This is a genomic window from Pseudomonas fluorescens (assembly GCF_902497745.1).
Taxonomy (GTDB): domain Bacteria; phylum Pseudomonadota; class Gammaproteobacteria; order Pseudomonadales; family Pseudomonadaceae; genus Aquipseudomonas; species Aquipseudomonas fluorescens_BM.
The window spans coordinates 1-13,361 of record NZ_CABVHJ010000020.1 but is presented as its reverse complement, the minus strand read 5'-3'; the positions used below and the strand labels follow the sequence as shown (position 1 = coordinate 13,361).

Below are 13,361 nucleotides of genomic sequence, written 5' to 3'. Positions count from 1 at the left end.
TGTCCGCTGGCGTTATATTCCCCCGCACCCCCCGATGTTCCCCAACGTTGCCTGTTCGCAGCGTGCGGGATCGTTGTGCCTGGAAATCAGAACAACACCAAGGAAGACACACCATGAAACTCCATACAAACCTCTGCAAGATTGCCGTGGTCAGCGCCGTGCTGCTCGGCGTGGCCGGCTGCCAGACCGTCAAACCCACTGAAGCGAGCATGAAAGAACGCGCGCAAACGGTGATTGGTAAACCGGTGTCGAAAATCGACAACATCCGCAACGACAGCACCCTCACCTACTACACGGCGTACACCCCGGCCGGGGAATACAACTGTGAATTGCCCAGTGGCGTAATCATCGCCGTGGCGAGCATGGGCATCATGTCGCCACCGCTGTCGTGCCTGCCGAAAGGCGCTTCGCCGATTCCATTCCAGTAATTCCATCACGTCGGTAAAGGACACCGTTTGCCCATGAAAACCCTGATCGCAACACTCACTCTCAGCGCCCTGTTCCTCACTGGCTGCGCCACGCCGAAACAGTGGGAAGCCACCGGCGGCAGCAAAAACGATGGCGTCGTCCAGGTCTCTTATGAGCTGGGCCAGTTCGAAAGCGGCCAGACCAGCGCGGAACAAGGCCTGACCGTCGCCGCCCAACGCTGCAAGACTTGGGGCTATAAAAACGCCGAGGTCACCGGCTCCGAGAAAAACATCTGCCGGACCATGGGCCAATACAACTGCCTGCAGACCACTATCACGCAGGATTACCTGTGCAAACGCTGAACACGCACTAATCCTGTAGGAGATGTCGAGTGCAACGAGGCTGCGATCTTTTGATCTTGCTCTTTTCAACGTCAAAAGATCGCAGCGTGCCGCAGCTCCTACAGACCCATGGACACCTACAAAGCATTTTCGGTGGGTTCGGGCTGGCGATCGCGCAGGGCTCGCAAGGTCGCGCGCAGTTCAGCCGGCCGTACCGGTTTGGACAGGATGGCGATGTCGCGGTCGTGCAGGGCTGCCTGGATTTTTTCGACGTCATGCCCGGTGATGATCATTGCTGGCACCGCCCAACCGCGCTGCCTGCGCACATCGTCGATACATTCGATGCCAGTGGCGTGGGTGCCGAGGTCGTAATCAGCGACGATGATGTCGCAGTCGGTGACCAGGTCCTGAGCCGTCAACTCGGCCTGAACCACACAGCCCCAACGCTCCAGCAACGCTGAAGTCGCCAGCAGCACGTTACGATCATCCTCCACCAGACACACCTTCAACCCGGTCAGCAGACCGACCTGACGTGCTTCACCCCGATTGACCGTTACCTGCGGCGGCGCGGTGATCGGCAAGCCGTACAAAGTCACCGCCGTTCCCCGCCCGAGCCGCGAGCGCAGGGCAACGCCGACACCGATCAACTCACCCAATCGCTTGACGATCGACAGCCCCAACCCCACGCCTTCGACGTCTTTGTCGCGCACTTGCCGCACGCGATAGAACTCCTCGAACACCTTGGCCAGATGCTCTTCGGCGATACCGTTGCCGCGGTCATAAATCACGATGGCCAGCCCCGCTCCGCGCCGGCGCACGCCGATCAACACCGGCCGATGCGCGCCATATTTGAAACAGTTGGAAAGCACGTTCTGCACCATGGTCGCGAGCAACGCCGGATCGGTTTGCACCCAATACTCACAGGGGCGCAAACGCAGCTCCACCCCTGCCCAACGTGCTGCTTCAGCGTTCTGACGAATCAGATCTGCGAGCCATTCACCCAAATGGAAGGTTTGCAGTTTGGGCAGAACCCGGCCGTTATCGAGGGTGTACAGATCAAGAATCGAGCGAAACAACTGCGAAACGTTGAGCAGCGAACGGTCGATATTATCAACCAGTCGCCGCTCCTCCTCGCCCAACCGCGACTCCCGCAGACACGCAGTAAACAGACCGATGGAATGAATCGGCTGGCGCAGATCATGGCTGGCCTGGGCGAGAAACCGCGATTTTTCCAGATTCGCTGCGACCGCTTCTTCGGAGGCTTCACGTGTGCGCTCCAACAGCAAATGCGCATAGAACGGAATCACCGTGCTGGTGATCATCAGCATCAACACCATAAACGGTTGTGCCTGCCACACCGGGGTCAGGCGATACACACACAGCAACGCCACTAATGCCAGCGCCGTAGCAATCGCCAGATAACGCGAGCCATAGCGCATGCCATTGCCAAGGTTGACCCAGATGATCACCGCATACAGCGGCAACGCCGCCTCGCCACCGACCACCAGCCCGAAGCAGGTGCCGGTGTAATCGTGGACCATGGCGAAAATCCGCCGCGCCGGGTAATGCCCCGGCCAGCGCGCAATCGCCTGACGCAAGCAGATCGAGGCCAGCAAAAACACGATGATGTAGGTGATCACCGGCAGATAGGTATCGAAGCGCTGGCCCGGCAAAAAACCCAGTATGAGCATGTAAACCACGGCAATACTGGCGATGATGATGCGCAGATTGGCCTGGTCCAGTTCGGTGTTTTTCTCGAACTTCATGGTTAAACGTCCTTGTGCGGCAATCGTCAAAATCAGAAGGAACCTACAGGCAACCCTTGCGCTCGGTGCTAATGTGCAGGCCTTGAGCAACGCCTGACCCAGGGAGGGTCACGCCATGACCTGCCGAATTATCATAGCCGACGATCACCCGCTGTTTCGCGAGGCGATGCTGCGCACAGTACAGCGTTTGCTGCCCGAAGGCGTTATCGAAGAAGCCGGTGACCTCGACGCCGTACTGGCGCTGCTGCCCTTGGGCGACGAGCCGGACACGCTGATTCTTGATCTCAGATTCCCCGGACTGACCTGCGTCAGCCAACTCGCCGAACTGCGTCGGCGCCTGCCGCGCACCACGTTGATCGTGGTGTCGATGGTCGATGATCAAGCGTTGATCAACGAAGTCATGGCCGCCGGTATCGACGGTTTTATCGGCAAAAACATCGCTCCGGATGAAATCGGTCAGGCAATTCTGGCGATTCGCGAAGGAGAGGTGCTGGTGAAGTTCGCGCCGTCCGGGCTGTTGCCGCTGGAAACCGGCGCCGCCCTCACGCCCCGTCAGCAGGACGTGCTGCGCTTGATCGCCCAAGGCAAGACCAACAAGGAAATCGCCCGCGAACTGGATATTTCACCGTTCACGGTGCGCATTCATGTGTCCTCGCTGTTGCGCACGCTGAACGTGCCCTCACGGGCGGCTGCCGTGAAATACGCAGGAACTCTGTAGGAGCTGCCGCAGGCTGCGATCTTTTGACTTTGTTTTTAAAGACAAGATCAAAAGATCGCAGCCTTCGGCAGCTCCTACACGTAGACGGTGTGTTATGGGTCGACTTGGGCCATCAACTCCGGCACCGATTCCGAGCGCTTGGCGTAGCGCTGGGCCAGTACCGCACAGACCATCAACTGAATCTGATGGAACAGCATCAACGGCAGAATCAACACGCCAATGGTGCTGCCAGCAAACAACACCTGCGCCATCGGCACGCCGGTGGCCAGGCTCTTTTTCGAACCGCAGAACAGAATGGTGATGCGGTCTTCCTGGCTGAAGCCGAACGCCTTGCCCAACAACGTCGAGGCCAACAGCACCAGCGCCAGCAAGATGCAGCAAACCACCACCAGCCCCAGTAGCTCGATGAGCGGAATCTGATGCCAGATGCCTTCGTTGACCGCCTCACTGAATGCGCCGTAGACGACCAGCAAAATCGAACCCTGATCGACAAACTTCAGCCAGTTCTTGTTGCGCCCGACCCACGCACCGATCCAGCGACGGGCGATCTGCCCGGCAATGAACGGAAGCAACAATTGCACGCTGATTTTCAGAATCGCATCCAGCGTCGAACCGCCATCACCGTGAACGTCGAGCAGCAGCGTCACCAACAACGGCGTGAGGAAAATCCCGAACAGGCTCGACGCCGCCGCGCTGCAGATCGCCGCCGGTATATTGCCCCGAGCCAACGAAGTGAAAGCAATCGCCGACTGCACCGTGGCCGGCAATGCGCACAGGTAAAGCATGCCCATGTACAGCTTGTCGCCGATCAGCGGTGACAGCAGCGGTTTCAGCGCCAGGCCCAATAACGGGAAAAGGACAAACGTCAAACCGAACACCAGCAAATGCAGGCGCCAGTGGCCGGCGCCGGCAATGATTGACTCGCGGGAAAGCTTGGCGCCGTGCAGGAAAAACAGCAGCGCGATGGCGATGTTGGTCAGCCAGCCGAAGCCGACGGCGACCTGGCCGCTGGCCGGCAGGAAGCTGGCCAGCAACACGACGCCAATCAGCGTCAGGGTGAAGTTATCGGGCAAAAAACGTGGGCGAGTCATGGTCGGTTCATCCGGGGGTTGCCAGTGCGTGCCGACGACTCTAACGTGACTGCCGATTACCGACTAACGCCGAAGAGCCACAAGATGCCGCCTAAAGGACATGACAAAAGCGTGCGCCGCAGCATTCCCGGGCTGCCCAGCCTGCCGCGCCCACTCTATGGCCGCACCGAATCACTGCCCAATCGCGCCCTGACCCGTCGGCATAGTCACCCATGGGTGCAGTTGTCCTACGCGATTCAAGGTGTGCTGGAAATCCAGACCAGCGTCGGCCGATTCGTCGCTCCGCCGGAGCGCGCCGTGTGGATCCCGGCGGGCGTGCCGCATCGGGTATTCAGCTCGCCGCACACGGAAATGCGCAGCCTGTACATCGATTGCAGCGTTGCCGGGTGGGCGCTTGAGCGCTGTCATGTGCTCGGTGTCAGCGACCTGCTCAGGGAGCTGATCCGGGCGTTCAGTCAGGTTCCGGTGGAATACGACCAGAGCGGCCCGCATGGACGCCTCGCTCAAGTGATCCTCGATCAACTGGCCGAAGCGCCGCAGATCGACCTGATGTTGCCGTTGCCGCAAGACGCCCGCTTAAAACAGATCTATCAGAGCCTGGAACAACATCCGGAACAGCAGACCACGCTGAGCCACTGGAGCGAAAAGTTCGGCGTCACCGAAAAAACCCTCACGCGCCTGTTCCTGCGCGACACCGGCCTGACCTTCCGCGCCTGGCGCCAGCGCTTGCGCCTGCTCGGCGCGCTGACGCCGCTGGAAAAAGGTGAGCGCGTCACCGATGTTGCACTGGTCTGTGGTTACGACTCGACGTCGGCGTTTATCGCGGCGTTTCGTCAGCAGTTTGGCGAAACGCCGGGTGAGTTTTTTCGCTGATCAGCGATCCGCCAGCTCTTCCAGCAAATCCGCCGAGGGTACGAAATACAGGCTGCCGGTGACGGCGGTGCTGAAATCCAGCAACTTGTCGTAATTGCCCGGCGGCTTGCCGACGAACATGTTTTCCAGCATCTGCTCCATCGGTTCCGGCGAGCGCGCGTAGCCGATGAAGAAGGTGCCGAACTCCCCTGCTCCCGGACGGCCGAACGGCATGTTGTCACGGAGGATCTTCACTTCCTCGCCGTCAGCGTTGGTGATGGTCGTCAGCGCGCTGTGCGAGTTGCTCGGTTTGACCGCGTCATCCAGTTCGATATCGGAGAGCTTGGTGCGACCAATGACGCGCTCCTGAGCCTCAACGCTCAAGCCGTTCCACGCGGTCATGTTGTGCAGGTATTTCTGCACCAGTACGTAACTGCCACCGCTGAAACCCGGATCTTCGTCACCGACGATGGTGAAGTTGACCGCTTTGCGCCCGACCGGGTTTTCCGTGCCGTCGACAAAACCGATGATGCTGCGCATATCGAAATAGCGGAAACCCTGTACTTCGTCGACCACGGTCACCGCATCGCCGAGCACCGCCATGATTTGCGTGGCCAGTTCAAAACACAGGTCCATTTGATCGGCGCGAATGTGCAGCAAGAGATCGCCCGGGGTTGCCGGCGCGTGTCGCCCTTCCCCGCCAAACTCGCGAAAACCGTGCAGCGACGCCGGGCGCGGACTGCCAAACAGGCGATCCCAGGCATTCGAAGAAAACCCGCAGATGCACGTCAGATTGCCGGTCGGTACACGCTTGCCCACCGAGCGCACCAGCCCGGCGACGTCACCGCACCAGTCTTTGACGGTTTGCGCGGCATCAGCCCCCGGGTTCAACGTCGCGACGATGAAAATTGCGCTGCTGGTGATCGGACTGCACACCGCTTGAGGTTCGAGAATGTCGGTATTCATCGTTGAAAACATTGCTCCGTAAAAAGTGCCCGAGCTGTTAACGAGGGCAGATAGTTCGTTTTTAACGAACTGTTGCGCAGAAATAAACGATTTTTCTTTGCGGCAAGCCCCTCGCTAGCATGGCCTCGTCTGACCCCAATCCAAGAATAGACAGGGAGCGTGACATGCCAGCCACAAACATCAACATCGGCGAACCGTGGATGTGGGCCGCCTTCATCGTCTTCGTGCTTGCCATGCTGGCATTGGACCTGTTTGTCTTCGGTGGGCGCAAGGCGCATCGGGTGTCAGTGCGCGAAGCCTTGTCCTGGGTCATCGCCTGGTGCTTGTTGGCACTGAGTTTCGCGGCCCTGCTCTGGTGGTATCTGCACGGCGCGTTCGGCGCTGACATCGCGCGGGAGAAGACCCTCGAATTCCTGACTGGATATTTGATCGAGCAGTCGCTGTCGATCGACAACATGTTCGTCTTCGTGATGATCTTCAGCTACTTCGCCGTACCGCCCGAATTGCAGCGGCGGGTGCTGCTGTACGGCGTGCTCGGGGCGATCGTGATGCGCGCGGTGATGATTTTTGCCGGGGTGTGGCTGGTGTCGCAGTTCGAATGGCTGCTGTATGCGTTCGGCGTGTTCCTGATCTTCACCGGGATCAAGATGCTGGTGTTTGCCGACCACCAGCCGGATCTGGACAAGAATCCGTTGCTGCGCTGGGTGCGCGGGCATATGCGCATCACCAGCGGGTTTCATGGCGAACGGTTTTTCGTCCTGCAAAACGGCGTGCGCTGGGCAACCCCGATGTTTTTGGTGCTGGTGTTGATCGAGGCCAGTGACCTGATGTTCGCGGTCGACAGCATCCCGGCGATCTTCGCCGTGACGACGGACCCGTTCATTGTGTTCACTTCGAACATCTTCGCGATCATGGGATTGCGCGCGCTGTACTTCCTGCTGGCGGACATGGCGGATCGCTTTCATTTGCTCAAGTATGGGCTGGCGATTGTGCTGGTGTTTATCGGCGGCAAGATGGTGTTGATGCCGTGGTTGCACATGCCGGTGGAGTGGTCGTTGGCGGTCGTGGGTGGGGTGATCCTGAGTTCGGTTTTGCTGAGCCTGGTGATGACCAGAGAAACCGAACGCAGCACTGAATGACACACCACAAAACCCTGTGGGAGCGAGCTTGCTCGCGAAAGCGGTGTGTCATTCAACGATGATGCTGGATGATCCGACGCCTTCGCGAGCAAGCTCGCTCCCACAGGGATTTCGTTCAGCCCATATCTATTTGTCCGACTTGATGTTGGTCCACACGCGGGTGCGCACACGCTCAAGTTTCTGCGGCAACGGCTGCACAACGTAGAGGTTTTTCAGCGCTTCCGGGGTCGGCGTCAGGTTCGGGTTGCCGGTGATTTCCTTGTTGATCAGCGGCATCGAATCCTTGTTCGCATTCGGGTAACCGAGGAAGTCGCTGATCGGCGCGATCACTTTCGGGTCGAGCAAGGTGTTGAGGAATTCGTGGGCCTCGCTGACGTTTTTCGCGCTCTTCGGAATCGCGAAAGTGTCGAACCAGATCGGCGCGCCTTCCTTCGGCAAGCGCCAATCGACCACCACACCGTTGCCGGCTTCTTTGGCGCGGTTGCCGAACTGGTAGAAGCTGCCGGAGTAACCGATGGCCACGCAGATGTCGCCGTTGGCGATGTCAGTCATGTACTTGGCCGAGTTGAAATAGGTCACGTACGGACGAACCTTGAGCATCAACTCCTTGGCCTTTTCATAATCGGCGGGGTTCTGGCTGTTCGGATCGAGGCCCAGGTAATGCAGGGCCAGCGGCAGGATTTCCGTCGGCGAATCAAGCATTGCCACGCCGCAGGATTTCAGTTTTTCCATGTTCTCCGGTTTGAACACCAGATCCCAGCTGTCCACCGGCGCGTTGTCACCCAGTGCCGCTTTGACCTTTGCCGGGTTGAAGCCGATCAGCACAGTGCCGACCATGTAAGGCACGCCGTACTGGTTGCCCGGATCGTTCTTGCCCAGCAGTTTTAACAGTTCCGGATCCTGGTGGCTCCAGTTCGGCAGCTTCGATTTATCCAGTTTCTGAAACACGCCAGCCTTGATTTGCGTTTCGAGGAACTGGTTCGACGGCACCACCAGGTCGTAACCGGAGTTGCCGGTCAGCAGTTTGGCTTCCAGGGATTCGTTGGTGTCGAAGGTGTCCCAAATCACTTTGATGCCGCTTTTTGCGGCGAAATCCTTGGGCACGGACGGCAGGATGTAGTCCGCCCAGTTGTACACGCGCAGTTCGCGTTGCTCAGCCTGGACGGCGCTGGCCAACAGCGTCAGCCCACACACAGTGGCACCCAGAATGCGTTTCATCGTGACCATGGTTGTTCCCCAAAAGGCAGCGTGAGTTCGATGGTTTTTATGTTCTGTACACGGCAGCGGCTGAAAAGGTAGCCAAGGGTAAAAAAGGTTCAGCGTCTGGTTATGGTTTTGATTCTTGCTGACAGCGTAGCTGGAGCACAGTGGGGGATGGGCCAAAAGGGGATCGATGTGGCCAATTTGATTGACCGCCGGGATGCGGAAACAACAATGCCCGGCGAATGGCCGGGCATTGTCGTGAAGCGGATCAGCTCAGTCGGTGTAACCCAACCTGGCCGCCCTGCTCTGCTCAGTCTGGCCGCGTGTCGCCAGGCAGTAATACAACGGAACGGTGACCACCAGGCCGACCAGCCAGGACAGGTCCGCACCCTCAACCAGATTGGCGTAAGGCCCGACGTACAGCGAAGTATTGGCAAACGGCAACTGCACGAGGATGCCGATGAAATAAGCGATGATCGCGTGCAGGTTGAAGCGCCCGTAAACCCCGCCATCGGCGCGGAAGATCGAGCTGATGTCGTAGCAGCCGCGCTTGATCAGGTAAAAGTCGATCAGGTTGATCGACGCCCACGGCACCAGTACCAGCAGCAACGCCAGAATCAAACCGATGAACTCGGAAATGAAATCCGCCGACGCACCCAGCGCAACCACGCAGCAACCCGCGAGCACCACGCTCGACAACACCACGCGCACCTTGATGCTCGGCGTCCATTGGCTAGCGAAGGTCTGGATCGAGGTGATGATCGAGAGCACCGCGCCATACAGATTCAGCGCGTTGTGACTGATGATATTGAGCAGAAACAGCACCATCAAAATCGGCCCCAGCCAACCGGTCGATTGCTTGACCGCGATCATCGCTTCGGTGCCTTCCGGGGTCGCCAGCACCGCCACGGCTCCAAAGCTGAACGACAGAATCGTCCCCAGCGTCGCGCCCAGATAAGTCGCCCAGAACGGCTTGGCAATGCCGATATCCGCAGGCAGGTAACGCGAGTAATCGGACACGTACGGCGAGAAACTGATCTGCCAGATGATCCCCAGCGACACCGTCGCCAGCCAACCGGACAAGTTGAAACTGCCGCGAGTGAGAAAGTCCGCCGGCAAGTCATGGGCAAAGATATAGATGAACCCGGCCAGCAACGCACTGCCCATCACCCAGGTGCCGATGCGGTTCAGCGTGTGAATGAAGTTGTAGCCGATCACGCCGATCGCCGTGGCCGCCAATGCACCGATCAGAATGCTCAGCGGCGCCGGCACCGACGGCGCAATGCCGACGATGGATTTACCCGCCAGGACGATGTTGGAAATAAAGAAACCGATGTAGATCAGCGCGGCGAAGAACACGATCAGCAGCGCGCCATAACGACCGAACTGACCACGGCTCTGGACCATTTGCGGAATGCCCATGCGCGGGCCTTGCGCCGACGCCAGCGCGATCACCACACCGCCGATCAGGTGCCCCAGCGCAATCGCCAGCAGCCCCCATAACAAATCAAGATGGAACACCTGAACCACCATGGCGCCGGTGACGATGGGCAGGGGCGCAATGTTGGTGCTGAACCAAAGAGTGAATAGGTCGCGGGCCTTCCCGTGGCGTTCCGCGAGTGGGACGTAGTCGACCGTATGATTCTCGATCAACGGATCTTGCCGGGACATCTGGGACATATGCATGAACTCGAGTTTGTCTGTTCTTATCGTTGTATGAAGCCAAACCGGGGGGACTCTCTGGCCGCCCCTCAGATGCAGACCATATTATGGTATTCCAAACAATTCACAAGACTGATCCGTAGTTTGCGGTGCCAACTGATACGCCATCCTCGCTGAAACCGTGGCCTGCAGACCAGCCGCAAGCCCCGTAAATACTGAGTTTCCGACGAACGCAGCACGTTTATCGGTTCAGCTTAAAAGGCCTTGCAAAGATCGAATACTGGTATACCATCAGACCAACAAACACATAAAAACAGCAGCACCACACCCGAGGACCGACCAATGATCGATGCCGCCATCTACAAACAAGTCATGGGCTCGTTCCCGTCCGGCGTAACCGTTATCACCACCCTGGACGATGACGGTCAGATCATCGGCCTGACTGCCAGCGCATTCAGCTCGCTGTCGATGGACCCGGCGCTGGTGCTGTTCTGCCCCAACTACAGCTCCGATTCCTACCCGGTGCTGATCAAGAACAAGCGCTTTGCCATCCACGTTCTGTCCGGCGGCCAGCAAAGCGAAGCCTACGCCTTCGCCCGCAAAGGCAAGGACAAGGCGCAAGGCATCGAGTGGACCTTGAGCGAACTGGGTAACCCGATACTGGCCAACGCGACAGCTATCATCGAGTGTGAGTTGTGGCGCGAATACGAAGGCGGCGACCACGCCATCATGGTCGGCGCGGTGAAGAACCTGATCGTCCCCGAACAAATCGCCGGGCCGCTGGTGTACTGCCACGGCAAGATGGGCGCCCTGCCCGTCCTGGCCTGATCAAAACCTCCAGCCCTACGCAAATCAAATGTGGGAGCGAGCCTGCTCGCGAAAGCAGTGTTAAAAGCGACGCAGCAAGCGACTGACACAGCACGATCGCGAACCGCTCACTCCCACCGATTTTTGTAGCCTCAACAACAAAAGATCCGAGGAAGCGTCATGAAATTTTCCCTGTTCATCCACATGGAACGCTGGGACGAAAGCGTCAGCCACCGCCAACTGTTCGAAGACCTCACCGAACTGACCCTGATGGCCGAGGCCGGCGGTTTCAGCACCGTGTGGATCGGCGAACACCACGCGATGGAATACACCATCTCGCCCAGCCCGATGCCGCTGCTCGCCTACCTCGCGGCCAAAACCACCACCATCCACCTCGGCGCCGGCACCATCATCGCGCCGTTCTGGCATCCGCTACGCGTCGCCGGTGAATGCGCGTTGCTCGACGTCATCAGCAACGGCCGCATGGAAGTCGGCCTCGCCCGTGGCGCCTATCAGGTTGAATTCGATCGCATGGCCGGCGGCATGCCTGCCTCCAGCGGCGGCCAGGCATTGCGCGAAATGGTCCCGGTGGTCCGCGCCCTGTGGCAAGGCGACTACGCCCACGACGGCGACATCTGGAAATTCCCCACCTCGACCAGCGTACCGAAGCCGATCCAGAAACCGAACCCGCCAATGTGGATCGCCGCCCGCGACCCGGACTCGCACAACTTCGCCGTGGCCAACGGCTGCAACGTGATGGTCACGCCGCTGATGAAGGGCGACGAGGAAGTTCTGGACCTGAAGAACAAGTTCCAGACCGCACTCGACAACAACCCCGGCGTACCGCGTCCGCAACTGATGGTGCTGCGCCACACCCACGTGCACACCGCTGATGACCCGGACGGCTGGAAAGTCGGGGCGAAAGCGATCTCACGTTTCTATCGCACGTTCGATGCGTGGTTTGGCAACAAGGAAACGCCGGCCAATGGTTTCCTCGCGCCAAGCCCGGAAGAGAAATTTGCCGGGCGTCCGGAGTTTGAGCTGGAGAGTTTGCACAAGACGGCGATGATCGGGACGCCGGAAGAGATCATTCCGCGGATCAAGTACTACCAGGAACTGGGGGTGGATGAGTTCAGTTTCTGGTGTGACAACAGCTTGCCGCATGAGGAGAAGAAGAAATCGCTGGAGCTGTTTATCAAGCATGTGGTGCCGGCGTTTCGGTGAGCGTCCGAAATTTAGTGTTCGATAAATGAAAAACGCCCCGGGTGATTTGGGGCGTTTTTTGTTTTGGCCGGAGTCGCTCGAGTTAAACGTCAGTTCATGAGCGCGGGCGACACTCGGCCACTGTCGAAGAGCTGCTTGAATATCTCCACGACAATCTCAAAATTTGAGCAGATGGCTGAACCAGCAACGGCGTCGCCTTGGATATGCATGATTCCGCCACGATTTTTATCACCGCAAAATACTTTGACATCGTAGTCATCGCCATCATCAACGCCGAGAGTCAGTGCGTACTTGCCTGTCTCTGCAACAACCTGCAATGTCAAGAGTTCGAAGCCTGCTAATTCTTCAATATCCAGGGTTACACTCCCCAAATTTCGGCAGGACTCTTCAAGGTGCGCAACGACATCATTCCAAGATGGATCTCTTTGCGTGCCACCTTCACAGGTTCTGCCAAAACCGACCGTCCAGGAGAGAGAGCGCTTCATATTATTTCACCTCTTTTACTGATTTCATTCCAGGGCGCCAATAAAGCGTTTTACCTGTCGCAAGCTCTTTGATGGTAAGTGAGGACAGGCCAGACTCGTTAGCCATTGCAGCAATGTCTCCACGGCAGAACCCACATACTGCCTTTCCAGATACCCTGAGCTCCATGCTCGCCCCGACCGTTTTCCCTGCAGTGAACGCCTGCTGGATCACACCAATTTCTGCATGTGCATCAGCCATATTGCCATTTGGGAGAACTTTCTTGGTGGACGTCGCTTTGGTCGTGACTCGATTAGAAATTAGCGTCGGTTCATTGGCATTTGCTAATGATGGTGGACGAGCAGTCTGATTTGTATCCTTGAATATCTCCCCGCCGATCCTCCCTTCAGCAGTTACGGCTGGGGCGAGCTTCAACACATAGCCACCAAGTGCCAGCGCCATATTCAGCGTAAGGTCAGCCCAATAGCTTGGCTCACCCAGCATGTAGCCATAATGATCCATTGCACCCGAGAAATCACCGGTTTGCACTCGTTGTATTGATGACGCAACGTCTAGGCTCCAAGAAGGTTGCGAGAGGTAGTTTTCCTTCCAAGCCGGGGGTAGCTTGCTGAAAATCGCATACTCAGCAGGTTCCATAATCACCCTGGGCTGATTGTCCGGCCCGAGGATCGTATACCCCACCGCCACGCCGGAAGCGTCGA

At 58.3% G+C, this 13,361-nt stretch carries 14 protein-coding genes; 7 read left to right on the top strand and 7 right to left on the bottom strand.

Annotated features, from left to right (window positions below):
- The first annotated feature begins 113 nt into the window (after positions 1-113).
- Together F8N44_RS24950 and yecR are read left to right on the top strand one after the other, a co-directional pair.
- On the top strand, positions 114-428 hold the full coding sequence (locus F8N44_RS24950) for a hypothetical protein (protein ID WP_150652162.1): 315 nt from the start codon (positions 114-116) through the stop codon (positions 426-428).
- Between the two features lie 33 nt (positions 429-461).
- On the top strand, positions 462-770 hold the full coding sequence (yecR, locus tag F8N44_RS24945) for a YecR family lipoprotein (RefSeq protein WP_007918065.1): 309 nt from the start codon (positions 462-464) through the stop codon (positions 768-770).
- A gap of 116 nt (positions 771-886) precedes the next feature.
- Here the strand turns inward: yecR and F8N44_RS24940 are convergent, their stop codons facing one another.
- Positions 887-2,515, bottom strand: a complete 1,629-nt coding sequence (locus F8N44_RS24940) for a hybrid sensor histidine kinase/response regulator (protein WP_150652161.1) — start codon at positions 2,513-2,515, stop codon at positions 887-889.
- Positions 2,516-2,630: 115 nt separating this feature from the next.
- Between F8N44_RS24940 and F8N44_RS24935 the strand changes: the two genes are divergently transcribed.
- Positions 2,631-3,233: a response regulator transcription factor gene (locus tag F8N44_RS24935; RefSeq protein ID WP_150652160.1), complete on the top strand. Its 603-nt coding sequence runs from the start codon at positions 2,631-2,633 to the stop codon at positions 3,231-3,233.
- A 92-nt stretch (positions 3,234-3,325) separates the two neighbouring features.
- Here the strand turns inward: F8N44_RS24935 and F8N44_RS24930 are convergent, their stop codons facing one another.
- On the bottom strand, positions 3,326-4,324 hold the full coding sequence (locus F8N44_RS24930; protein WP_150652159.1) for a bile acid:sodium symporter family protein: 999 nt from the start codon (positions 4,322-4,324) through the stop codon (positions 3,326-3,328).
- Between the two features lie 84 nt (positions 4,325-4,408).
- Here F8N44_RS24930 and F8N44_RS24925 point away from each other — a divergent pair, with 84 nt between their 5' ends.
- A complete protein-coding gene (locus tag F8N44_RS24925) occupies positions 4,409-5,197 on the top strand; it encodes an AraC family transcriptional regulator (protein WP_150652158.1) in 789 nt (262 codons plus the stop codon).
- On the opposite strand, the gene F8N44_RS24920 is transcribed toward F8N44_RS24925, so the two are convergent.
- Entirely contained in the window at positions 5,198-6,142 is a 945-nt protein-coding gene (locus F8N44_RS24920; protein ID WP_150652157.1) for a Dyp-type peroxidase, read from the bottom strand.
- 164 nt (positions 6,143-6,306) lie between these two features.
- Here F8N44_RS24920 and F8N44_RS24915 point away from each other — a divergent pair, with 164 nt between their 5' ends.
- Positions 6,307-7,281, top strand: a complete 975-nt coding sequence (locus F8N44_RS24915; protein ID WP_150652156.1) for a TerC family protein — start codon at positions 6,307-6,309, stop codon at positions 7,279-7,281.
- A 126-nt stretch (positions 7,282-7,407) separates the two neighbouring features.
- On the opposite strand, the gene F8N44_RS24905 is transcribed toward F8N44_RS24915, so the two are convergent.
- Both F8N44_RS24905 and F8N44_RS24900 read right to left on the bottom strand, forming a co-directional pair.
- Complete coding sequence (locus tag F8N44_RS24905; RefSeq protein WP_150652155.1) at positions 7,408-8,508, bottom strand: polyamine ABC transporter substrate-binding protein; 1,101 nt, start codon at positions 8,506-8,508, stop codon at positions 7,408-7,410.
- A 249-nt stretch (positions 8,509-8,757) separates the two neighbouring features.
- A complete protein-coding gene (locus tag F8N44_RS24900) occupies positions 8,758-10,164 on the bottom strand; it encodes a purine-cytosine permease family protein (RefSeq protein WP_150652154.1) in 1,407 nt (468 codons plus the stop codon).
- Between the two features lie 324 nt (positions 10,165-10,488).
- Here F8N44_RS24900 and F8N44_RS24895 point away from each other — a divergent pair, with 324 nt between their 5' ends.
- Both F8N44_RS24895 and F8N44_RS24890 read left to right on the top strand, forming a co-directional pair.
- Positions 10,489-10,974, top strand: a complete 486-nt coding sequence (locus F8N44_RS24895) for a flavin reductase family protein (RefSeq protein ID WP_150652153.1) — start codon at positions 10,489-10,491, stop codon at positions 10,972-10,974.
- 159 nt (positions 10,975-11,133) lie between these two features.
- Positions 11,134-12,177, top strand: coding sequence for an LLM class flavin-dependent oxidoreductase (locus F8N44_RS24890; RefSeq protein WP_150652152.1), 1,044 nt, complete (start codon positions 11,134-11,136; stop codon positions 12,175-12,177).
- 89 nt (positions 12,178-12,266) lie between these two features.
- Here F8N44_RS24890 and F8N44_RS24885 read toward each other — a convergent pair whose 3' ends face one another.
- Together F8N44_RS24885 and F8N44_RS24880 are read right to left on the bottom strand one after the other, a co-directional pair.
- Positions 12,267-12,662, bottom strand: coding sequence for a DUF6911 family protein (locus tag F8N44_RS24885; RefSeq protein WP_150652151.1), 396 nt, complete (start codon positions 12,660-12,662; stop codon positions 12,267-12,269).
- 1 nt (position 12,663) lies between these two features.
- Positions 12,664-13,361: hypothetical protein (locus F8N44_RS24880; protein ID WP_224794815.1), on the bottom strand; the 698-nt coding region annotated here is incomplete at its 5' end.

Coding starts and splice junctions, on each gene's coding strand:
- F8N44_RS24935 (WP_150652160.1), top strand. CDS start 2,631: ATGACCTGCCGAATTATCATAGCCGACGATCACCCGCTGTTTCGCGAG.
- F8N44_RS24950 (WP_150652162.1), top strand. CDS start 114: ATGAAACTCCATACAAACCTCTGCAAGATTGCCGTGGTCAGCGCCGTG.
- F8N44_RS24890 (WP_150652152.1), top strand. CDS start 11,134: ATGAAATTTTCCCTGTTCATCCACATGGAACGCTGGGACGAAAGCGTC.
- yecR (WP_007918065.1), top strand. CDS start 462: ATGAAAACCCTGATCGCAACACTCACTCTCAGCGCCCTGTTCCTCACT.
- F8N44_RS24885 (WP_150652151.1), bottom strand. CDS start 12,662: ATGAAGCGCTCTCTCTCCTGGACGGTCGGTTTTGGCAGAACCTGTGAA.
- F8N44_RS24920 (WP_150652157.1), bottom strand. CDS start 6,142: ATGAATACCGACATTCTCGAACCTCAAGCGGTGTGCAGTCCGATCACC.
- F8N44_RS24940 (WP_150652161.1), bottom strand. CDS start 2,515: ATGAAGTTCGAGAAAAACACCGAACTGGACCAGGCCAATCTGCGCATC.
- F8N44_RS24905 (WP_150652155.1), bottom strand. CDS start 8,508: ATGGTCACGATGAAACGCATTCTGGGTGCCACTGTGTGTGGGCTGACG.
- F8N44_RS24895 (WP_150652153.1), top strand. CDS start 10,489: ATGATCGATGCCGCCATCTACAAACAAGTCATGGGCTCGTTCCCGTCC.
- F8N44_RS24900 (WP_150652154.1), bottom strand. CDS start 10,164: ATGTCCCAGATGTCCCGGCAAGATCCGTTGATCGAGAATCATACGGTC.
- F8N44_RS24930 (WP_150652159.1), bottom strand. CDS start 4,324: ATGACTCGCCCACGTTTTTTGCCCGATAACTTCACCCTGACGCTGATT.
- F8N44_RS24915 (WP_150652156.1), top strand. CDS start 6,307: ATGCCAGCCACAAACATCAACATCGGCGAACCGTGGATGTGGGCCGCC.
- F8N44_RS24925 (WP_150652158.1), top strand. CDS start 4,409: ATGCCGCCTAAAGGACATGACAAAAGCGTGCGCCGCAGCATTCCCGGG.